A 20,520-nucleotide genomic window follows, 5' to 3' on the forward strand; every position below is an offset into this window, starting at 1 on the left:
TTTCGGAAATCTAGAATGTCACTACTCGCTTTCAAGGGGAGAAAGCTTTTGTTCACAGCTTCAATATAATGGATCCCGAAAGCGTTTACTGTGATTCTTCTCACAAAAGAATGGCCATTTTGCCGCTGCTTGTCCTGCCGTCATGACCCAAACGGCGCATTGACTCCCGTTCGGGGAATGGCTACAATGTGACCATGCATGCTATAAAGGGGGATTTCCATGATCGAACCGCTTAAAGATTCTTTCGGTCGGGTCCATGATTATATTCGCATCTCGGTGACGGATCGATGCAATCTTCGTTGTGTCTATTGTATGCCGGAAGAAGGAATGGAATTCCAGCCTCATGATCAGATTATGAGCTATGAAGAGATCGCAGCGATCGTGCGCGTCCTTGCCCCTATGGGCGTCTCCAAAGTACGCCTTACCGGCGGGGAACCGCTGGTGCGCAAGGATCTGGAATCCTTGGTCCATATGATTGCTTCCATTGAAGGAATTCAAGATATATCGCTTACCACCAACGGGATCATGCTCCCATCCAAAGCTCGTCTGCTTAAGGAAGCGGGACTCACTCGTATCAACATCAGCCTGGATTCGCTTCATGAGGAGCGTTACGCGCGCATTACGCGCGGCGGACGGGTGCATAAAGTGCTGGAAGGCATTGAAGCCGCTTATGAAGCCGGCCTGGATCCGATCAAACTGAACATGGTGTTAATGAAGGGCTTCAACGAAGACGAAATTCGCGACTTTATCGCTCTAACGCTCGATCGTCCCCTCCATGTCCGCTTTATTGAATATATGCCGATCGGCCAAGCATCCGATGCCTGGCGAGATTCGTATCTGCCGCTGAGCCGGGTATCCGAAGTATGCCAGGAGGCGGGGTGGACCATTCAAGAAGAGCAGGGACCATCCGGCAATGGGCCTTCACGCAACATGAAAGTGGTTGGAGCTACAGGAACCTTCGGTCTGATCCATCCGGTCAGCGATCATTTCTGCGATTCCTGCAACCGCCTCAGGCTGACGGCGGACGGCCACATCAAGGCTTGTCTATACTGGTCCGACGAATTTAACGTGCGCCGTGTCGTCGATGATCCTTCCGCGGTGGCGAACCTGTTCCGCAAAGCGCTGGGCGATAAACCGCTGAATCATGAAATGGCGCTCGCGCTCGAGAAAAAGGCACAAAACCATACTCCCACCGTCCGGCGCATGTCGCAGATCGGCGGATAAACCCGTCTGCTGCGCGTATACTGCCGATGGCAGATTTATTATCGCTAGCCCGCAGTTATATATTAAAATTCCCCGCCAAGCATTTAGTTGGCGGGGTTATTTTTTTAGGATGAGTACCGGTTTCAACGGGCTTTGCACCTTGATGCCGCTATAAAACTCTACTATCCATCCTCAGACAAGTCGGAATTCAGCAGGCCGCCTGCTGCCTCATATTCCCCAGGTGTGTTCATATTAAATAAAATCCTGCGCGGATCAAGGCCCGTCATTGCCTCTAATTGCTCCTCGTGCACAAAGACGGCATTCAGCTCCTGCACCCAGTCCACCATGCGCAGTTGTCCCTTGATCAACCTGTGCTCAAGGCCTTCTACGGTTTCTTTGCGATAAGCCGCCAGCAGCGGATGCATCCTACCCTCTACCACGGGGATTACAGCGTCGGCTGCGTACTGCTTGTTCGCCAGATCCAGCAGTCCCCGAAGGAAACGCTCATGGATATAAGGCATGTCACACGCAGCAACCATATTCCATGTGCTTTGGGATGACTTGAGCGCTGCATGAAGTCCCGCCATCGGTCCTTGCCCGACATAGAGATCGGGAATGCACTCCAATTCAAGAAATTGATAAGCGGCCGGGACATTCGTGGATAGGATTACCCGTCCGCTAACTTTGTCAAGCACCTGGACCGTTCGCTCGATTAAACTCATTCCCTCCATAGGCAACAGCGCCTTGTTTCTCCCCATTCTCCGGGAGGCTCCACCTGCAAGCACGATACCCGTCACCTGATCCGGCGAAAGGCCAACATCTAGGGAGTGATCGCTCATATGTTCTTCCCGCCTTTCTTACACGTTGTAAAAAAGTTGATTCAGTTTACAGATTAATAACCAGAATAATGGAAAATCATTTAAAAGATGGTTTGTATCCCTTTTCAATGCATGATACATTGAAAGGAAAGCGGCTTCCTATGTCGCCGCGATTTTGGATTGTATTCGGTTTGAAAGGAATGACCTACTTGCGGAATATGGACAATGCTCAACCTTCGCTGACATCGCTCAAGCTGTTCAACTTCTTCATTTACGGAACCATGGTCATCTTCACCGGTTTTTTCCAGTTATATTTGCAAGACATCGGCATGAGCAAAATCGAAATCGGCAGCCTGATGGCAATCGCGCCATTTGTGTCCATCTTCGCAAATCCGTTCTGGGGATTCTGGGGTGACCGGGCGGCCAACATCAAACGCGTGCTGCTGATCATGATGACCGGTACGCTGCTGCTGGTCCAGCTTGTATTTCAGGCGAATACCTATGCAATGATATACATGACGATGATTTTCTTTTATTTCTTCCAGACTCCGATGTTCTCGCAGACAAATTCGCTGATTCTAACCTATATTGAGGGGACGCAGCAAAAATTCGGCTCGTTCCGGCTATGGGGATCGCTGGGATGGGCGCTGACGGCAATTGCTGCAGGACCTGTCATCGACCGGCTCGGATCGGGACGCATCTCTATCGTGTTCTCGGTCATGCTCCTGGTGGCAGCGTTGTTCATGTTCACACTGCCCTCCATCCAGAAAACAACTACCTCGGCATCGGTTAACCTTAAAGGACTCAGCAGGCTGTTCCTGAATCCCTATTTTGTCTGGTTCATTCTGTTAGGCATCATGGTATCCATCCCGAACACAGCCAATAACACCTTTATGTCCCTATACATTCTGGAGCTTGGCGGTACCAAGCAGATGGTGGGCCTTGCCATCTTCTTCTCGTCGATATTTGAAGTGGTGATCTTCATTCTGTTTGACCGCTTCCTGAAACGGAAAATCAATGTCCTGGTCGGCTGCCTGACGATTGTCAGCCTGCTCTTCGCCCTCCGCTGGCTGCTGATGGCGGAAGCCAACAGCGCGCTGGAGGTGGCCTTCATCCAGCTGCTGCACTGCATAACCTTCGGCGGCTATTTCTATGTTGGCGTTCAGCTGACGATGCTATTTGTGCCCACGCCGTATCGCGCTTCCGGACAAGCGCTCTATACCTTGAGCTGGAGCGGCATATCCGGTGTCATCGGCGGTCTCGCCGGCGGCTGGATGTTCCAGAACTTCGGGGCGCAGATCATGTACCGGACCGGTACGATGCTTGCCATTGTGGGTGCTATCGGCTTTGGCTGGATGTGGTACAACCTTCGCAAGCACGGGTACCAGCCGCTGCATCCGGACGATCCCGAAGGCGACGAGATCGAGGAGTATGCTGCGAGTTAGAACGTGGTCCGTATGAGAAGTCGTTCAAATGACAAGATGGTATCACCGTAAATATAACAAGACTCGAATGAATCCTGTAACGGAATCTTCGAGTCTTGTTTACGTTATAGGGAGGCACGGGAGACTCTTCTCCCCTTCAATGCCTCCATTTCTATTTGCAATCTTGATTAGCTCTTCGGAAGCTGGAACGAGCTCTTCAGGGAGACTACGCGGTTAAATACCGGACGCCCTGGCTGCGAATACTTCGAGTCGACGTTGAAATATCCGTGGCGGAAGAACTGGAACTTGTCCTGCGGTGCAGCATCCTTCATATTCGGTTCCACGAATCCTTGCACGATTTGCAGCGAGTTCGGATTGATGTCGTCCAGGAAGGACTTCTCGGCAGCTGCTTCTTCCGCTTCGCCTGCAACCTCTGGTACCAATTCGGCTTCTTCCTCTTCGTCCTTGAACAGTGGTTCGAACAGGCGGAATTCGGCAGGTACGGCCTGCGTGGCCTCCACCCAGTGAATCGTTCCCTTCACCTTGCGTCCGGTAAAGCCGCTACCGCTCTTCGTCTCCGGATCATACGTGCAGTGGATCTCGACGACCTTGCCGTTCTCGTCTTTGATCACATCATTGCACTTAATGAAATACGCATGCTTCAAACGCACCTCATTGCCAGGGAACAAGCGGAAATATTTGCTCGGCGGATCTTCCATGAAATCCTCTTGTTCGATATAGATCTCGCGCGAGAACGGAATCTGGCGGACGCCCATCTCCGGATTCTCCGTATTGTTCTCGGCATCCAGCCACTCCGTCTGGCCTTCAGGATAGTTCGTAATGACCACCTTCAGCGGGTCCAGCACAGCCATCGTGCGCGGCGCCTTCAGCTTCAGGTCCTCACGGATAAAGTGTTCCATCACTTGGCGGTCCACCGTGCCGTACGCCTTCGAAATTCCCGTCTCAAACACGAAGTTGCGAATGGCTTCAGGCGTGTATCCCAGACGGCGAAGTCCGGAGATCGTCGGCATGCGCGGATCATCCCAGCCGTCCACCACATTCTCGTCTACGAGCTGCTTCAGTTTCCGTTTGCTCGTAACCGTCTGCGCCACGTTCAGACGCCCGAATTCGTACTGATGCGGTGTGCTGTCCATCTCGCATTCCGCCACAACCCAATCATAGAAGGGGCGCTGATCTTCAAACTCAAGAGAACACAGGGAATGCGTAACCCCTTCAATGGCATCCTCCAGCGGATGGGCAAAAGCGTACATCGGATAGATGCACCACTTGTCGCCTGTATTATGATGATGCGCGTGGGAGATACGGTAGATGACCGGATCCCGCAAATTGATGTTCGGCGAAGCCATATCGATCTTGGCGCGCAGCACGCGCTCGCCGTTGGCAAATTCCCCTTTGCGCATCCGCTCGAACAGATCCAGATTTTCTTCCACGCTGCGATCCCGGTACGGGCTATTTTGCCCAGGCTCGGTCAGGGTTCCGCGCTTTTCGCGAATTTGGTCAGCGGATTGGTCATCCACGTAAGCTTTCCCTTTCTTAATCAGCAGCACTGCGCGATTGTACATCTCTTCAAAATAATCGGACGCATACCGAAGCTCTTCCCAATCGAATCCGAGCCACTTCACGTCCTCCTTGATGGAGTTAACATACTCAATGTCTTCCTTCACCGGGTTCGTATCATCGAACCGCAAATGCGTCCGTCCGCCGAATTCATCGGCCAGCGTGAAATTGATCCATATGGCCTTGGCATGTCCAATATGCAAGTAGCCGTTCGGCTCCGGCGGAAAGCGGGTAACGATTTCCTTGACTTTACCGGACTTCAGGTCTTCGGTAATAACATTTTTTATGAAATTGGAGGGGGTGCCCCGATGGTTCTCCACGTTGATCAACCTTTCGTCCTGTAATTTCTGTCTATCTCCTGTATAAACGTGTTTCCCTTAAATATACCTGTAATGCCGTGATTGTTCAAGGAATTCGGCACTTCCGTGCCGCAAGTTGCCGACTTGGGATCAGGATTCCAGCGAGCAGCCTGCTCCCAGCATCTAACCTGCATACAGAGGATCCTCCCACAGCCGAAAATGCCGGTGAGAATCGTTTTGACGGGGGCTTTTCAATAGGGTAGCATGGAGAGAAAAACAACGATGGAAGGAGGCCTGCAATCATCTTATGAAACCTAGCAAATTCCCCAAAGAACAACGCGAACAGCTGGTTGAACGGGTTCAGGAATACTTTGAAACGGAGCGCGGCGAAACCCTCGGCCATCTGGCTGCGGAAGGGATTCTTGATTTTTTCATGGAGACCTTAGGGCCGCATCTATACAATCAAGCGCTAAGCGACTGCAGAACGGTGGTCAATCAGCGTATGATTTCCCTTGAAGAAGATATTTACGCATTAGAGCAAAAAGTGAAGCGGACTCGTTAAAGCTACATACACTTCACGATGGAGAACAAAGGAGATACCGTATGTTTGGATACACATTAGATGACCATGTTGAATTACGCCCCCTTGCCATAGAGCATGCACGGGCGATGTTCGAGATTACCGACCGGTCTCGGGACCGTCTCCGCAAGTGGCTCCCATGGGTGGATGCCGTCACCGAGGTCAACGATACCGTCAATTATATCAAAGGCGCCATGAAGCAAGCGGCTGAGAATGGCGGCTTCTCGGCCGGCATCTGGGTCCGCGAGGAGCTGGCGGGCACCATCTCGTTCCATGAGATTGATTGGAGCAACCGCTCCGTCAGCATCGGATACTGGCTGGATCAGCATTTTACGGGGCAAGGCCTGATGACAAGCGCATGCCGGGCGTTCACGGATCACGCGCTGATGCGCATGGGCCTGAACCGAGTGGAGATCCGCTGTGCAACGGCGAACCATCGCAGCCGGGCCATTCCGGAACGGCTGGGATTTGTGCTGGAGGGAGTCATAAGGGAAGCCGAGAAGCTGCCTCAAGGGTATGTCAACCATGCGGTCTACGGCATGATTCAGAGCGAATGGAAGCGGATGAGGTAACCCTTAATCCGAAATAAAACCGGCTTGTATCCTACGATAAGGACACAAGCCGGTTTTTGCTGTCTATGTGTTCAAGGCAAGGGCCTGGCTTGGCTGGGAGCACACGTCTCACTCCTGGTTGTCCCGCAGGGTCTCCAGCCATTTGCCGAATTGCTCCTTCAGGCTGGCTGACAGCACATCGATCTCCAGCATGCGGGACAACCCGTGTTCATCCTTCCGTCCATCCTTCATCATCTGGAGCACGTCCAGCACCGTTATGCCGGAAGCATGAGACTCAAGCTGAGCGACCACGGAATCGGCGCGGACATTCCCTTCCTCCAGGACCCGAAAGTAAAACCCGCTGTAGCCCGCATTCAATACTCTTGCCGGCATATCTTTAACGCCATGCTTTTGCGACAGCTTAAAGCATGGATACCGGGGCTGGCTGACCTGCACCACCGCGTTGCCTATCCGGTATACATCCCCAATGCAGACCCGATCCTCCAGCATCCCCCGCAGCGTCAGGTTTTCGCCAAATGCAGCATACTCCATCTGTTTGCCCAAAGAGCGTTCCCAATAAGGATAATGCTCAGAGGGGTACGCACACACCGCCTTATCCACGCCGCCGTGATTGACGAGATCGGCCTGGCCATCCCCTTCGAAATTCAATGTACTTAGGAACAAGGGGCCTTCCGCAGGCTGCTTATAAATCCCCGTAGACAGGTCCTTTCCCAGGTAATCAACCGTTACAGGCTTTCCCACATTCAGCGATACAATGCCCATGGTCATGGAAAATAACCTCCGCCTTCTTTTCTTTTCATCTACTATATGCAATAGCCTGTGCCCTTGTCCAGAAGCCATTTAAGCGGCGGGCCAAATAACATAAGGCCAACCAGAAATCCCTGATTGACCTTAACATACGAAACAGCCCGGCAAGCTGCCGGACTGTTCAAACCTATAACTCCATCTCTCTGCTGCCCGTTAACCGGCCTAGAGGGATATCATGATGTGATCATGATAAGAAGCAACACATTAAGATATCATCGACGTAACGTCCATCCACGTAGAACTCCTGAGTCAGTCTGCCCTCTTCCTGAAACCCGCAGTTCCTGTAAAAAGAGAGTGCGCCCGGATTGCTGGACAGCACCCGCAGCCTCAGCTTCGAAATGCCTTCCACGCGCGCCATATCCTTCACGGCATCGATCAGCCGCTGTCCGATGCCCTGCCGTTGATAAGCAGGGTGAACCGCTATGTTCAGCTCCAGTACATGACGATTACTGTGAAGACTTGTGGGCGACCGGAATCCGATGTAACCGCACAGTTCTTCCTCATGCAGCGCCACGAGCTGTGTGCCTGGCGGACAATGCAGAAGATAATGTTCTCTTGAGGTCCACTCCAATGGGGCAGGGGCCGTGTTGCGATCCCATACCAGTTCGTCGAGTTCCATGAGTGCAGCAGCATCTTTCATCTCGGAGAACCGGATGGTCAATGTCTCTTGCCGGGTCTTCATCGCCATCCCTCGCTTTGATAACCATTCCCTCTATTATATCAGACCAGTTAGCCTTCTTGCAGACGAGTTTCACGGGTCAAGATTTATTGTTCATGAATAGAGGCGTAAATATCCACGACACAGCCGGTGTCGCCCTCTCCGGCCAATCGTTTGAAATCCGCACCTGCAATACGAACGCCGCCTGTACGGTATCGGTTCCGGATGGCATCCGCTACCACATCCTGCCCGTTAATCGTGATACGGGTCCGCTCGGCGCGATCCACGTGATAAATGAACGTTACCGCCTTCCCCGCATAATTGAATTGGAACTCCAGGCCATCCAGCGTCTTCGGCAGGACCGGATCAATCACCAGGTCTCCTCCCGCTTCGCGAATGCCAAGCGCATTGGAAATCAGCTGGTTCATGTAGATCCCCGGGCCGCTGGAATAAATCCGCCATCCGCCTTTGACAGGCACGCGTCCGCTCCGCAGCGCATCAAACGATTCCTGCGCTTCATAGCGCGTGTTGAACTTCCCGTCCGAGCTGCTGAAATACGCATTGCTCTGACGCAGCTCCGCATTTGGCACAACCTCTGTAATGCCGATCGGGTTAATACACTCAAGCCCGCTCCAAACCTCACTGCTCTTGCCGAGCTTGGCCATCGCCTCTACATAACGGATGTGCGCATGCACATATTGAAGACCAACCTCCCGGCCAAAATTCGCCGCCTGCTCCGCCCGCTTAAAGTGCGTGCTAACGCCCCCGGCATATACGGCTGGACGGTTCATCAATCTCACGCCGTCCGGACAGAACAGCTGCTCACGGATGATCTCATAATGGCTTGCTGCCTGCTCCGGCGTCAGCAGCTCGCTAATCATGCTGCGCGTCATCGGAAGAAGGCGGTACTGGATTCCCGTTTCCTGATCGGACGGATGCAGCAGGAATTTGCTCTGCTCTTTGCTCTCCATATAGACAAAACCGGGAATCACTTCAGAATTCAGAATATACGTATTGAAATCCTGCTGGATTCCTTCCGCGAGGTCCCCTATCGCATCGGACATCGCTTGGTCCACACGCTCCATAACGCGGGAGAACTGGTTCAAGGTCTGATAGGTCAAAGCTACCGTCCAACTGCTGACCATGAACTGCTTCAGCTGCGCGTTCGCCGGCTGAAGCGTATCATCCCAGTCCCCGTCTCCATAAGAAGACAGATAAGTGTCATGAAGGAAATGATTTTGAATATAGGCCATTTGCTTCTTCACATGCTCAAGCACGGTGTACGTCTGCTCCGTAAAATCGAAGCTGTGCTTTCTGGTGTAAGGAACAACCGAATCCAATATGTCGTAATCATGTGTGACGGCCAAGTAATCGCCCAGCACCTTAAGCGGCCATACGATAATATCGCCGTGGCTCTCTTCCTGCTGAATATGGGCATATTGATCAAACATGAACCACTGCGGCCAATTTCCGTCATCCTCATACTGGTGGGAATACACCTCTAGCAGGATATCGCGTACCTGCTCATATTTATGCGTAGCCATGAAATATTCAACAGGCCCTTGGCACACATCGCGCGTTCCCCACGCAGCGCCGCCGTATTGTTCCAGACCGTGCGGTACCGAATAGTGAACGAGCATGTTATGCGTATACCACCAGGCGAGCGCATTCACCTTGAACAAGCCATCTTCCTGTCCATTCTGCAGACTCAGATGGAACCCGTTCATGACGGACGCATAGAATGAGCGGTAGCTTGCAATCTCTTCATCAGCTTCCCGCGCCGCAAGAGGAACGTTCGCTGCATCAAGGCTGCCTTGTACGGTCATGGTCCATTCCGCACTCTCGCCAAGCTCAAGCACTGTTAAGGAAGCACTGCCAGACGCGGTGTTGCTTGCCAGACAAGTTTCATCCTTAACCTGCATATCGGCTCCCGTCACGCCAAGACGATAATGCAAATCTGTGTACACAGAAGCACTGAGTGAAGACGAATCGGCACGGAACGTCAGATTACCGTCTTCCTGAACCATATGATAAGGCACTTCGTATTCGTTGACATCCATCGTGATCTGCATAGTGACCAGATAACGATAAGCCCTTCTGCTCTCGGAACGGACTTGAAGCGTAACCTCCGATGCCGCAGCAGACGTGAAGTTGGTGATGATCAGCATGTCGCTTTCGGTCTTATAGTACCACCGCACATAGTTAAAGCCGATCTCGAACACGGATGGCATCGTCAGAAGACGATACTCGCCGTCCATTTCCACATAAATCCGCTGACCGGATGTCTTAGGCACGTTCAGTGCATTCCGCGCATGACTCATCATTTTGTTGAAGTTCGTGTTCCCCGTCACCAGCTGGGAATTAAACACACCATACATGTAAGAGGTTGTCGTAATGACAGGACTGCCCAGCTTCACATTGTTGCCGCTCATCAAGATATGGCCATGTGGACGCTCTACGCGAAGCTCCTTCTCCTTCATGACGATATGTTCATAAGTATCCGTGAAGAACGAGAGCAGTTCTTCCCCGTCACGCTCCTCTTGGCGGCGTACAGGGTACAAATTGTTCAGCTCGTCTTCCGTCAGCGGCAATGTGCGCAGAGGCTCCCCGAAACGCTCGGATCGCTCGATCCGAGGCAGCGGATTGCCCGTCTCCGTCAAGCGGGACGCTTCAACCTGCTGCCATGCAGCCTGAAGCTCATCCTGGAATTCCAGTGTCGTGACTGCATCCGGATGATTCTCTTTAAACAAGCCGTAAAATACGAACCGGGTTGTGCCACTAAGCGGTACGCGAGGGGACTGCAGGGCCGTATAGGCAAACTCGTATTGATATACCTCATTCGGCAGGCTCTCCTTGGATAAAGCCTCCGCCTGATTCGTCTCTTTATAGGAAAGGCCAAAAAACTGAAAGCCATCCGTTGCATACCCGACCGCAGAAGTCAGCGCTCCCTGTTGGAGATAGGGGAATACGCCTCCCTGCGGCTGATTTTGACGGGAGCACACGACATACCCCAGACCTTCCTGCTCGAATACAGCATGGTCGATGTATTGGGACAAATATGCTTCATTGGTTCGAACGGCGCCCGGATGGGCGATGCCGATATCCTGTCCATACACGACGTCGGCTAGAATTCCTTCCCCCTGGAGCTGAATGTCCCAGAACCACGCGCCGGTATCCGTTGGGGTAAACAGAACCTTATAATCTACTCCCTTGACGCTGCCTTCCCACATCATCCGGTTATCCGCATGAGTGACCACGCTGTTGGAGTGTACTCCGAGCATAGGAACGGCCTCAATACCGCTTTCAGTATGGATTCTCAGAAACAAATTATTGAGGGCGCCATCAATCGAATTGGAGAGCAGCTGATTAATCATCGTCGTGCCGTAAGTGGCTTGATAAAGATCACCGCTAGGCAAAAAGGAAAACGTCAATTCTCCTGCCTGGAGTACAACTTTTGCATCGTGCATTACTTGATTGGCTGTCACAAGTTTCACTTCCTATTCTGCATAAATGATGTTAGTCGTGTTATTTCCGAAGCTGAAAACGTCTTGTCTCCGTATCCCTGCTGTTCTTTCCGACCATGACGTCGAACTCACCCGCATCGCTGGTAAAGGACAGATCCGAATGATGATACCGCAGCTGTTCTTCGGTCAGCGTAAAGGTGATTTCCTGGCGTTCGCCCGGCTGCAGCAGCACCTTGCGGAAGGCTTTCAGCTCCTTGACGGGTCTAACGACCTCACCGGATCGGTCCCGGACGTACAGCTGGACAACTTCTTCACCGGCCATATCGCCGGCATTCGTTACCGAAACCGTAACTTCAAGAGGTTGATCCGGGGACATTTCTTCCGCCGACAAGTTCATGCTCCCATAGAGGAAATCCGTATAACTGAGGCCGAATCCAAACGGAAGCAGCGGCTCATTTGGAATGTCCAAATATTGCGATACATAGCGTACCTGCGCATCGGGCGCATCCTTCGGACGGCCGGTATTAAAATGGTTATAGTATACCGGCACCTGCCCAACGGAATAAGGGAACGACATGCTGAGCCGGCCGGAAGGATTCGCTTCGCCCATAAGCAGGGCAGCTACGGCCGCTCCGCCTTCACTTCCCGGGAACCAGGCTTCCAGTACGGCATCGACCTCATCCAGCACGCCGTGCAGATCCAGCGGACGACCGTTGAACAATACGGCAACCATCGGCTTCTCCAGCGTTTTCAAATGCCGAATCAGCTCGAGCTGCGGCTCCGGCAGAGTTATGAACGCACGGCTGCCGGCTTCGCCACTCATCTCGGAATCCTCGCCCAGCGCAAGCACGATCACGTCGGCTTCCTTCGCCGCCATCATCGCCTCATCCAGCTGCTGCCCGGTCATGACGTTCACGTTACAGCCCTCGGCTACCGTGAGGGCACCGGAAGATAGCTTGGAGCGCAGTCCCTGTTCCAGGGTCACCGCATCTTCCTTCGAGCCCGTCCAGGACCATGGCCCAAGAATATCGCCGCTGGCACCGAACGGGCCGATCAAAGCCACACGCTGCTCACCGCGCAGCGGCAGCAAGGAATCGTTCTTCAGGAGCACGCAGGATTTAGCCGCAGCCTCCCGGGCCGCCTGACGGTGCACTTCGCAGAACACAATCTCCCGTTCCGCCTGCGGATCGGCTCCCCGCACAGGGCGCTCGAACAGACCGAGACGCTTTTTCAATGACAGAATACGCAGCACCGCTTCATCGATCAGACTCTCGTCTACCAGGCCTTCGCGTACCATGTCCGGTAAGTGATGAACATAGCTGGAAGTCATCATCTCGATGTCCACGCCCGCTTCGATCGCTCTTAACGCGGCCTCTGCCTCGTCCTCCGCTACCCCGTGAGGAATCAGCTCTTTGACCGCACCCCAGTCGGAGATCAGCACGCCGTCAAAACCCCATTCGCGGCGCAGCACATCGCGCATCAACCGTTTATTGCCCGTAGCCGGCATGCCATCCACGGTATTAAAGGCGGTCATGACCATCTCAACACCCTCATCCAGCGCAGCCTTGTACGCAGGCAGGTAATATTCCCGCAGTTGACGCTCGGACATGTCCACCGTGTTGTAATCGCGGCCGCCTTCGCCTGCTCCATATGCGGCAAAGTGCTTCACGCAAGCGGCCAGCCGATTGAGATCGCCGCTCAGATCATCCCCTTGGAAACCTCTGACAAAGGCTCTGGCAAATTCACTGTTTAAATAAGGGTCTTCACCAGTCGACTCCATCACGCGTCCCCAGCGGGGATCGCGCACCAGGTCTACCATCGGCGCAAATGTCACATGCAGGCCGGATACCGACGCTTCACGGGCGGCGATTTCCGCACTCCGCTCCGCTAGGCTAGGGTCCCAAGAGCTCCCCATGGCAAGCGGCACCGGGAAGATTGTTTTAAAGCCGTGCACGATATCGGCCATGATGAGCAGCGGAATTTTCAATCGATTCTTGCGCAAATGCGCTTCTTGGACAGCTATCACTTCCTCCGCACCCGCCAAACCCAGCACGGAGCCGGCATTGCTTACGATCTCATCGGTGATACCAAGCGACTCCATCGGTCCTGTAATCTGCCCTGATTCTTGAGCGCCTTCGAAAAAAGGGACGGCCAGTTGTATAAGCTGCGCAATTTTTTCCTCCAGCGTCATCTGCTCTACCAGAGAAAGTAGTTGTTGGTCTGCCATTTCCCATCCTCCTTTGTTGTTGCCGTTCACTTCATAGTTAATTCGAAACGTTTTGATTTCTCCCGAAGCGGTCCATGTTTTCCTAAAAATCATATATTTTATAAGCATTTTTACTTAAAAATTAACTTTCTAAAAAACTAGGGAATCAGCGCTCATCTGCGCATATAATCGAAACGTTTCTATACATGCGGACGAAAAAAAATCAGGGCAGGGGCAGCCAATCCAGCACACGCTGAATTTTACGGTCCCAATATCCCCATTCATGACCACCGGGTTCTTCCTCATAGGTGATGTGAAGCCCCAGGCTGTCCGCATATTGTCTAAAGGTTTGGTTATCGTTGTACAAAAAGTCTTCGGTCCCACAACACTGATACAACAACGGTTTATCGCCTGTATATGCCGCGAATTCCGTGGCCAAAAACAACAAATCGTCCCGGCTCCCCCGTAATCTATCGACACGGCCAAAGAGGGTTCGAATTTCTTGCTCCTGAAAGCCCAGCCCTGCAGCACGACTGACAAGATCCAGCCCACCCGACAGGCTTGCGCCCGCCGCATATCGATCCGGATAACTCATGGCCAGCTTGAACGCTCCGTAACCCCCCATCGAAATTCCGGCGACAAAGGTATCTTCCCTTCGTCCGGACACCGGAAAAAACGATGGAACGAGCTCTGGAAGCTCCTCGCTCAGGAAGGTAAAGTAAGGCAAGCCGTTTGCCATGTCCATATAATAGCTTCGTCCGACGCCCGGCATCACGAGCGCGATGCCTTTATTCTCGGCGTATCGTTCGATGGACGATCTGCGCATCCATTCGGTCTGATCCGCTCCTCGGCCGTGAAGCAAATAAAGCACCGGCAGTTTCGAAGAAGAACCGTACGGCATCAAAGCGGCTTGCGGTATAAAAACCTCGATGCCGGTAGACAGTTTCAGTGTTTCGGAATAAAAATCACACGTGATCCATGCCAAGTTCCTCATCTCCAATCCGGTCTATTAATTCTCTACTTTGCTCTTCCCTGCAGATGCCCGTTCCATCATTTCAGTCGTCAGCATATAAGACTGCTTCACGGATTCGCCGCCCAATATCTGAAACAGCAAATGGGCTGCAAGCGATCCCGCCTCGCTCTTGGGCTGCTTGATGGTGGTTAGAGGCGGATTCACGTATTCAGCTAATTGAATATCGTCATATCCGATGACGGATACATCATCAGGCACCGATATGCCACTCTCCTCAAAAGCCTTCAATCCTCCGATGGCCATCTCGTCGTTGCCGTAGAATATGGCCGACGGGAGCGACCCCTGCATGATCATCATCTTGGTCGCATTGTAACCACCCTCGCGCACGAAGTTGCCACTGAGACGCCATTTCGACTGTTCCTCCAGCCCCGCCTCGGCAAGTGCCCGTAAATACCCTTGATAACGCAAATGATTATCGTACGAATCCGATGAACCGCTGATGTACGCCACATGCCGATGACCGTTCTCAAGCAGATAACGGGTAGCCGTATACCCTCCTTGCTCTCCATCAACCAGCACATTCACCAGGTATTCACTGCATAATGGACGATCCATCACGACGATCGGAAATTGGGGACCGGAGGTCTCGATCAGAACTTCATCCCGAATATTAGGTGCAAGTATGATGGCACCATCCGCCCTTTTCTCTCTCAAAAATTTAACCGCCGTTGAATCTCTGCCCCCTATCGAGCTGCAGGCGATCAGATCATATCCATTGGTTAAAGCGACTTCCTGCACACTTCGGATCAGCTCGGAATAATAAGGGCCGGATAGATCCGTCAGAATAAGAGCGATTGTCTTGGTGCGGCTCCGCTTTAAATCCATGGCAAATCCGTTCTTCCGATAATTCAACTGCCTTGCTGCATCGAGCACCTTTGATCTTGTCTTGGAACTCACTCTGCTGTCGCCGCTTAACGCGTATGAAGCCGTTGACAAGGCGACTCCAGCGAGCTTTGCCACATCCTTTATCGTTGCCATTTCCTTACGCCCCTTCTACTACTTAAGAAACTCTATCTATTTTATTTCATGCCAGAGATCGTATATCCTTCAATAATATGTTTTTGGAAGAAAGAAAATACGATAATAATCGGAACAACCATAAATGCAGCGCCTGCCATCTGGAGGCCGAAATCAGATCCATGCTGTCCTTTCAGAAGCTGCAGACCCACCGAAAGCGTATAAAGCTTTTGATCGTTTGCCATAATGAGAGGCCACAAGAAGCTGTTCCAGGCGCCAATGAACGCTAAGATTCCCTGTACAGCAAATACGGGCTTCGTGATCGGAACAATCAACTGGAAGAAAATCCGCAGCTCTCCCGCTCCATCCAGCCTTGATGCTTCAATCAAATCCGACGGGATTGTGGACATAAACTGACGGAAGAGGAAAATACCGAATGCTCCGACCAGGCCAGGCAGCACAATACCCGCCATCGTGTTAGTCAATCCCATGGCATTAATCAGCAGGTAGACTGGAATCATAGTAACCTGTCCCGGAATCATCATCGTTGCCAGCACGAGATAGAAAAGCTTCTTATTGCCAGGGAACTCGTATTTAGCGAATGCATATCCTGCAAGCGCATTGAGGAACAGACCGACAAAAGACCAGAATACAATGATAAGCGTATTTTTCAGGTATACAATAAAGTCCAGCTTCGTAAATAAATCCACATAATTTTTAACCGTAAATTCTTTCGGTAATAACGTTGGCGGAACCGCCGTAAATTCATTTTCCGGCTTGAATGAGGACGTGATCATCCAGATAAATGGAATCATCATCAGCAGTCCCCCTGCAATGAGCAGCACCGTCATGATTGTTTTCTCAATTCTTTTAGCTGCCATACCCTGAGCCTCCTTCAGTTACGATAAGGAACATCGCTTGAACCTGAACCTTAATATTCGACATCTTTTCTCTTGACTGCGAATTGTACGACCGTTACAGCGATAATGATAATGAAGAGCACAAACGATCCTGCAGCCGCATAACCAAAATTGCTAAGCTGGAAGCCATTGTTATAAATAAAGAGAGCCATCGACATCGTTGAATTGAGCGGGCCGCCCTTGGTCATAACCAGCGGCTCTTCGAAGAACTGAATCCAGCCGATCAATGTCGTTATGGTGACAAAGAAGGTCGCAAAGCTAAGCAGCGGTACTGTAACATATAGAAGCTTCTTCCATTTGCTCGCTCCATCAATTTCCGCAGCTTCATAATAGGAGCGTGGAATGCCCTGCAGCGCAGCCAGGAAAATGATCATGTTGAGTCCGATGGATTTCCATACGGCCAGCAGAATCAGCGATAGCTTGGCTAGTGCCGGATCTGTCAGCCACTGCTGAGCCGGAACTCCGAACCAGGACAATATATGGTTAAAGAGGCCGTAATGGCTGTTATACAAGTAACCCCAAACAACCGCGACCGCCACAATATTCGTAATGGAAGGCATATAATACACGACGCGGAATGTTTTAAACAACAATCCCGTGCCGTAGTTAAGCAGCAATGCAGCGCCCATGGCAAGCATTACGACAAGCGGAACTCCGATAATAACATAGAACATGGTGTTAAACATGGATTTCAGAAAGACCGGATCTTTAAATACATTCATAAAATTATCGAAGCCAACGCCTTCAATGTTTGAATAATTAGCGAGACCAGCAAGGTCAATATCTGTGAAGCTGATGACAAGCGCAATGATGATCGGAATGATTGAGAACGTCAGAAGCAGCACCAGTGCGGGCGCAATAAACATATAAGGATACTTATATTGGTTAAAGCGCTTGATAAAGTTCTGCAATGTCATTCACCTCCTGCAAGTGTGGGTTTCTCAATGAAAGAATAACGCCCTTTGGAAGCAGTCAGGCTTGTTTCATCCTTCGAAGAAACAAGCCGGGCTGCGTGAAGACGCACTCTTATTTTTTGTTTAGAATTTCAGTAGCTTTCTGATTCAGAAGATCCATTTCTGCTTTGATGTCAGCTCCGCCAAGGGTAATTTTCTCAAAAGCGGCAATGGCTTCTTGGGAGACAGCATCCCACTCCTTAATGAACGGAACAGGTTTAGCGCTTTCGAGCTGTTTACCAAAGGTAGCAAAAATCGGATCTTCAAAGCGTTGGTCTTCCCATGCACTCTTAACAGCAGGCAGGTTTTTGGCCACATCATAATTGGTCAGCTGTGATTCTTTTTCACTCATGAAGGAGATGAATTTAACGGCTTCATCTGCATTTTCGGTTGTATTGAATACCGACATGTTCGCTCCGCCTAGGAACGATGCATTGTTTTCTTTAGCTGGAAGTGTTGTCGTAGCCCATTTACCTTCAATTTCAGGCGCTTTGTCTTTAACGCCTTGAATCATCCAAGGACCACTGATAAACATCGGGAATTGTCCGTCTTTAAATGCGGCAAACAGATCCAAATCACTGGTAAGCGGCGTCATACCCGTGTCGTAGAAGCTCTTTAGGTATTCCATGGCTCCCATGAATTCCGGCTCGTTAAAATGAGGTGCCCGGTTCGCATCGATCATATCGCTTCCATTCTGCCAAGCAAACATGGACAGATAGTTCATATCTTTCGCATCAATGGTGATTGCGTAATTGCCGTCCCCTCTAGCTGCCAGTTTCTTACCGGCATCCTTCATTTCATCCCAAGTCTTAGGACCTTCCGGATAGCCTACCTCAGCCAGAATGTCCGTACGGTAGAACAGTACGCGCGTTTCCACATACCATGGGATACTGACAACCTTGTCATCATAACTCATGGTTTGCACAGCACCGTCAAAATAGTTTTCTTGCTTCAAGTTTGGATACTGCTCCAGATAAGGCGTCAGATCGAGCAAAGCTCCAGCCTGAGCAAATTCCGGAATCCAGGTTGTTCCCATTTGCACAACGTCAGGGCCGCTTTTGGATGCAACGGCTGTTAGCAGCTTATCATGCGCGCTGCCCCAAGGAATCAATTGAACGCTTACTTTAACGCCTGGGTTCTTCTCTTCATATGCCTTAATCAGAGTTTCATCTGTTGTGTCACCCATCAACCAAACTTTCAGCTCTTTCTTGCCCTCGCCGCCTTTGCTACCTCCGTCTGCTTTCTCAGACCCGCCCGAGCATCCGGCTAATACGACGGAGAACATCAGCAATGCTGCCAACGTCCACAATATTGATTTTTTTCTCATTCTACATTCACCCCGTTTTTAATGTTTACCACCATGCGAAACGTAATACAAAATCCAATTGAAAGCACTTACTTCGAAACGTTTCGATTTTATTCGAAAAAATAAAGACGCCGGATAAAGGTTATTTCTATAATCCTACTGTCTCTTCATTCCCCCTATAAAGCACCTTTTCATGGTTATCATTGGGATAATCATGCTCTTGCGTATTCATAATAAATAGATTGCTTGCTTGATAACTTCAAAAAACGCATTTCCTTTTGAAACGTTTCGACAAGTTCATTATAGCTCCCCCTGAGAGCGATTTCAATATCCTTTTTATTTTTTTTGTAAGGCGTTTCTTTGACAAGTGGTGTAAGCCTTGAACCGTAGACAAAAAAGCAGCAAGCTCCGAAGTAGGCCTGCTGCTAAATCCTATATCTTGCAATTATTTCAACTTTTAAAACCTGGGCTAGGCGTTAAGGTGACCTGCATTCTTGTCATGACCGTCATGATGCAGCGGGATGCCCTTACTAAGCCGGCCATGTACCGCAAATGACAGGATTGACAGCACGGCAACACCTGCTGCCAACCATGCCACCGGCGTCAGCCCGCCGCCGTCATACATCGTTCCCATCGCATAAGGCCCAATCACCCGGCCTGCAGCACCCATGCCGCCTGTCACGCCGATATAGAACGGTGCGGCTTGTCCTGCACGCTCCGAGATAAAAGCCGGAATCGCAGGCGAAATCAGCATTTCACCCAATGTAGCCAGCACCATCGCGAAGATCATGCCCGGATAACTGTGCACCGTCACGATAACGACATAAGCTGCCAGATAGAACAACGCGCTTGCCGTCATCTGACTGCTCTCCGTACGGGCCGCCCAGCGCTTGATGGCATTCGTGAGCGGCTGTGCGGCAAAAATCAGGATCCCGTTCAGCGTCCATAAATAGCCGTAAGCTGTCTTGGACATTCCCTCCGAGATGATGAATGGAGACACCCCTGTATTCCAGATGGAATTCCCGAACCACAAGAACAGGGAACCCATTCCCATAAAGAGATAGATTCGGGTGTTCCCGAGCAATGCCCAAGCCCCGGGACCCGCTGGCAGCGGACTCTTAGGCTGCGGATGATGGGCCCCTTGCGATACGTCCGTTCCACCCAGCTTCGTCAGGTAGGACAGGAAGAAAATCGCAAATCCTAAGGATGTGACCCCGTTTAAGACAAAGCTTAAATGATAGGAAATCTCAGCCAGGAAACCGCTCATGGCCGTTCCCAAGGCTACGCCTATATTATTCGCGACATAAATGACATTAAACAATTCTCCCCGCCGATCGGCAAACCGAAAGCCGATAAATGCCTGAATAGCCGGCATCGACACCGCGTTACAGAATCCGATGAAACCCATCATAGCGATGAACAAGCCCCATAATCCATTAATGAACGGAAGGGTGAACAACCCGAGGGCATTCAGCAGCAGCGAGCCCACAATGAGCTTTTTCACCCCGACCCGGTGGTACAGCGCGCCGCCAAGGAGTTGACCGACGATTCCCCCCATGGACTGAATCAGAATGACAAAGCCTGCATCCTTCATGCTGCGTCCCAGTTCATCAAAGACATACATCGTTGTCAGCGGCCACATCAAGGACCCGCCTGCAGAGGCAACGAGACTTGCAACAAGAAAACCTTTTACTTCCCTAGGGTACTGCTCCAACCATTTCATGTTTATTATCTCCCAGCAG

At 51.3% G+C, this 20,520-nt stretch carries 17 protein-coding genes; 4 read left to right on the top strand and 13 right to left on the bottom strand.

The genetic code is table 11. The features are described 5' to 3' along the window. Positions 1-219 precede the first annotated feature (219 nt). Positions 220-1,224 (top strand): GTP 3',8-cyclase MoaA, encoded by a 1,005-nt coding sequence (gene moaA, locus ACOZB4_RS15730; RefSeq protein ID WP_379409727.1) that lies wholly within the window; start codon positions 220-222, stop codon positions 1,222-1,224. A gap of 161 nt (positions 1,225-1,385) precedes the next feature. Here moaA and mobA read toward each other — a convergent pair whose 3' ends face one another. Then, complete coding sequence (mobA, locus tag ACOZB4_RS15735) at positions 1,386-2,042, bottom strand: molybdenum cofactor guanylyltransferase (protein WP_379409729.1); 657 nt, start codon at positions 2,040-2,042, stop codon at positions 1,386-1,388. A 140-nt stretch (positions 2,043-2,182) separates the two neighbouring features. Here mobA and ACOZB4_RS15740 point away from each other — a divergent pair, with 140 nt between their 5' ends. Further along, positions 2,183-3,466 (top strand): MFS transporter, encoded by a 1,284-nt coding sequence (locus tag ACOZB4_RS15740; protein ID WP_379409732.1) that lies wholly within the window; start codon positions 2,183-2,185, stop codon positions 3,464-3,466. A gap of 167 nt (positions 3,467-3,633) precedes the next feature. Here the strand turns inward: ACOZB4_RS15740 and ACOZB4_RS15745 are convergent, their stop codons facing one another. Both ACOZB4_RS15745 and ACOZB4_RS15750 read right to left on the bottom strand, forming a co-directional pair. Then, complete coding sequence (locus ACOZB4_RS15745) at positions 3,634-5,352, bottom strand: glutamine--tRNA ligase/YqeY domain fusion protein (protein WP_076323952.1); 1,719 nt, start codon at positions 5,350-5,352, stop codon at positions 3,634-3,636. Further along, the gene (locus tag ACOZB4_RS15750; RefSeq protein WP_379409737.1) at positions 5,349-5,516 is read right to left on the bottom strand and encodes a hypothetical protein; all 168 of its coding nucleotides are present in this window, start codon (positions 5,514-5,516) and stop codon (positions 5,349-5,351) included. Before ACOZB4_RS15750 ends, ACOZB4_RS15745 begins: the two co-directional genes overlap by 4 nt. 113 nt (positions 5,517-5,629) lie before the next feature. On the opposite strand from ACOZB4_RS15750, the gene ACOZB4_RS15755 reads away from it, so the two are divergent. Next, the gene (locus ACOZB4_RS15755) at positions 5,630-5,884 is read left to right on the top strand and encodes a DUF2164 domain-containing protein (RefSeq protein ID WP_076323951.1); all 255 of its coding nucleotides are present in this window, start codon (positions 5,630-5,632) and stop codon (positions 5,882-5,884) included. 41 nt (positions 5,885-5,925) lie between these two features. Beyond that, positions 5,926-6,474, top strand: coding sequence for a GNAT family N-acetyltransferase (locus tag ACOZB4_RS15760; protein WP_076323950.1), 549 nt, complete (start codon positions 5,926-5,928; stop codon positions 6,472-6,474). Between the two features lie 108 nt (positions 6,475-6,582). Here the strand turns inward: ACOZB4_RS15760 and ACOZB4_RS15765 are convergent, their stop codons facing one another. The 10 genes from ACOZB4_RS15765 to ACOZB4_RS15810 all read right to left on the bottom strand — a co-directional run bounded on the left by ACOZB4_RS15765 (position 6,583) and on the right by ACOZB4_RS15810 (position 20,501). Further along, positions 6,583-7,242, bottom strand: a complete 660-nt coding sequence (locus ACOZB4_RS15765) for an MOSC domain-containing protein (protein ID WP_379409744.1) — start codon at positions 7,240-7,242, stop codon at positions 6,583-6,585. A 223-nt stretch (positions 7,243-7,465) separates the two neighbouring features. After that, positions 7,466-7,963 (bottom strand): GNAT family N-acetyltransferase, encoded by a 498-nt coding sequence (locus ACOZB4_RS15770; protein ID WP_379409748.1) that lies wholly within the window; start codon positions 7,961-7,963, stop codon positions 7,466-7,468. Between the two features lie 83 nt (positions 7,964-8,046). Further along, on the bottom strand, positions 8,047-11,424 hold the full coding sequence (locus ACOZB4_RS15775; protein WP_379409758.1) for a GH36-type glycosyl hydrolase domain-containing protein: 3,378 nt from the start codon (positions 11,422-11,424) through the stop codon (positions 8,047-8,049). Between the two features lie 40 nt (positions 11,425-11,464). Continuing rightward, positions 11,465-13,630: a beta-glucosidase BglX gene (gene bglX, locus ACOZB4_RS15780; RefSeq protein WP_379409761.1), complete on the bottom strand. Its 2,166-nt coding sequence runs from the start codon at positions 13,628-13,630 to the stop codon at positions 11,465-11,467. Positions 13,631-13,832: 202 nt separating this feature from the next. Further along, positions 13,833-14,594 (bottom strand): alpha/beta hydrolase, encoded by a 762-nt coding sequence (locus ACOZB4_RS15785; RefSeq protein ID WP_379409764.1) that lies wholly within the window; start codon positions 14,592-14,594, stop codon positions 13,833-13,835. A gap of 24 nt (positions 14,595-14,618) precedes the next feature. Then, entirely contained in the window at positions 14,619-15,620 is a 1,002-nt protein-coding gene (locus ACOZB4_RS15790) for a LacI family DNA-binding transcriptional regulator (protein WP_076323945.1), read from the bottom strand. Between the two features lie 41 nt (positions 15,621-15,661). After that, entirely contained in the window at positions 15,662-16,480 is an 819-nt protein-coding gene (locus tag ACOZB4_RS15795; RefSeq protein WP_379409770.1) for a carbohydrate ABC transporter permease, read from the bottom strand. A 50-nt stretch (positions 16,481-16,530) separates the two neighbouring features. Then, complete coding sequence (locus ACOZB4_RS15800; protein WP_379409776.1) at positions 16,531-17,436, bottom strand: carbohydrate ABC transporter permease; 906 nt, start codon at positions 17,434-17,436, stop codon at positions 16,531-16,533. 109 nt (positions 17,437-17,545) lie between these two features. Further along, entirely contained in the window at positions 17,546-18,799 is a 1,254-nt protein-coding gene (locus ACOZB4_RS15805) for a sugar ABC transporter substrate-binding protein (protein ID WP_076323942.1), read from the bottom strand. A gap of 448 nt (positions 18,800-19,247) precedes the next feature. Then, positions 19,248-20,501, bottom strand: a complete 1,254-nt coding sequence (locus tag ACOZB4_RS15810) for an MFS transporter (RefSeq protein ID WP_379409783.1) — start codon at positions 20,499-20,501, stop codon at positions 19,248-19,250. Positions 20,502-20,520: the final 19 nt, after the last annotated feature.

This window comes from Paenibacillus sp. NPDC058898 (assembly GCF_049316025.1).
Classification (GTDB): Bacteria; Bacillota; Bacilli; order Paenibacillales; family Paenibacillaceae; genus Paenibacillus_AQ.

Bases quoted from the DNA above. Each gene is read 5' to 3' on its own strand.
- moaA (WP_379409727.1), top strand. From the start codon at position 220: ATGATCGAACCGCTTAAAGATTCTTTCGGTCGGGTCCATGATTATATT.
- mobA (WP_379409729.1), bottom strand. From the start codon at position 2,042: ATGAGCGATCACTCCCTAGATGTTGGCCTTTCGCCGGATCAGGTGACG.
- ACOZB4_RS15740 (WP_379409732.1), top strand. From the start codon at position 2,183: ATGTCGCCGCGATTTTGGATTGTATTCGGTTTGAAAGGAATGACCTAC.
- ACOZB4_RS15750 (WP_379409737.1), bottom strand. From the start codon at position 5,516: ATGCAGGTTAGATGCTGGGAGCAGGCTGCTCGCTGGAATCCTGATCCC.
- ACOZB4_RS15755 (WP_076323951.1), top strand. From the start codon at position 5,630: ATGAAACCTAGCAAATTCCCCAAAGAACAACGCGAACAGCTGGTTGAA.
- ACOZB4_RS15760 (WP_076323950.1), top strand. From the start codon at position 5,926: ATGTTTGGATACACATTAGATGACCATGTTGAATTACGCCCCCTTGCC.
- ACOZB4_RS15765 (WP_379409744.1), bottom strand. From the start codon at position 7,242: ATGACCATGGGCATTGTATCGCTGAATGTGGGAAAGCCTGTAACGGTT.
- ACOZB4_RS15770 (WP_379409748.1), bottom strand. From the start codon at position 7,963: ATGAAGACCCGGCAAGAGACATTGACCATCCGGTTCTCCGAGATGAAA.
- bglX (WP_379409761.1), bottom strand. From the start codon at position 13,630: ATGGCAGACCAACAACTACTTTCTCTGGTAGAGCAGATGACGCTGGAG.
- ACOZB4_RS15790 (WP_076323945.1), bottom strand. From the start codon at position 15,620: ATGGCAACGATAAAGGATGTGGCAAAGCTCGCTGGAGTCGCCTTGTCA.
- ACOZB4_RS15795 (WP_379409770.1), bottom strand. From the start codon at position 16,480: ATGGCAGCTAAAAGAATTGAGAAAACAATCATGACGGTGCTGCTCATT.
- ACOZB4_RS15800 (WP_379409776.1), bottom strand. From the start codon at position 17,436: ATGACATTGCAGAACTTTATCAAGCGCTTTAACCAATATAAGTATCCT.
- ACOZB4_RS15805 (WP_076323942.1), bottom strand. From the start codon at position 18,799: ATGAGAAAAAAATCAATATTGTGGACGTTGGCAGCATTGCTGATGTTC.
- ACOZB4_RS15810 (WP_379409783.1), bottom strand. From the start codon at position 20,501: ATGAAATGGTTGGAGCAGTACCCTAGGGAAGTAAAAGGTTTTCTTGTT.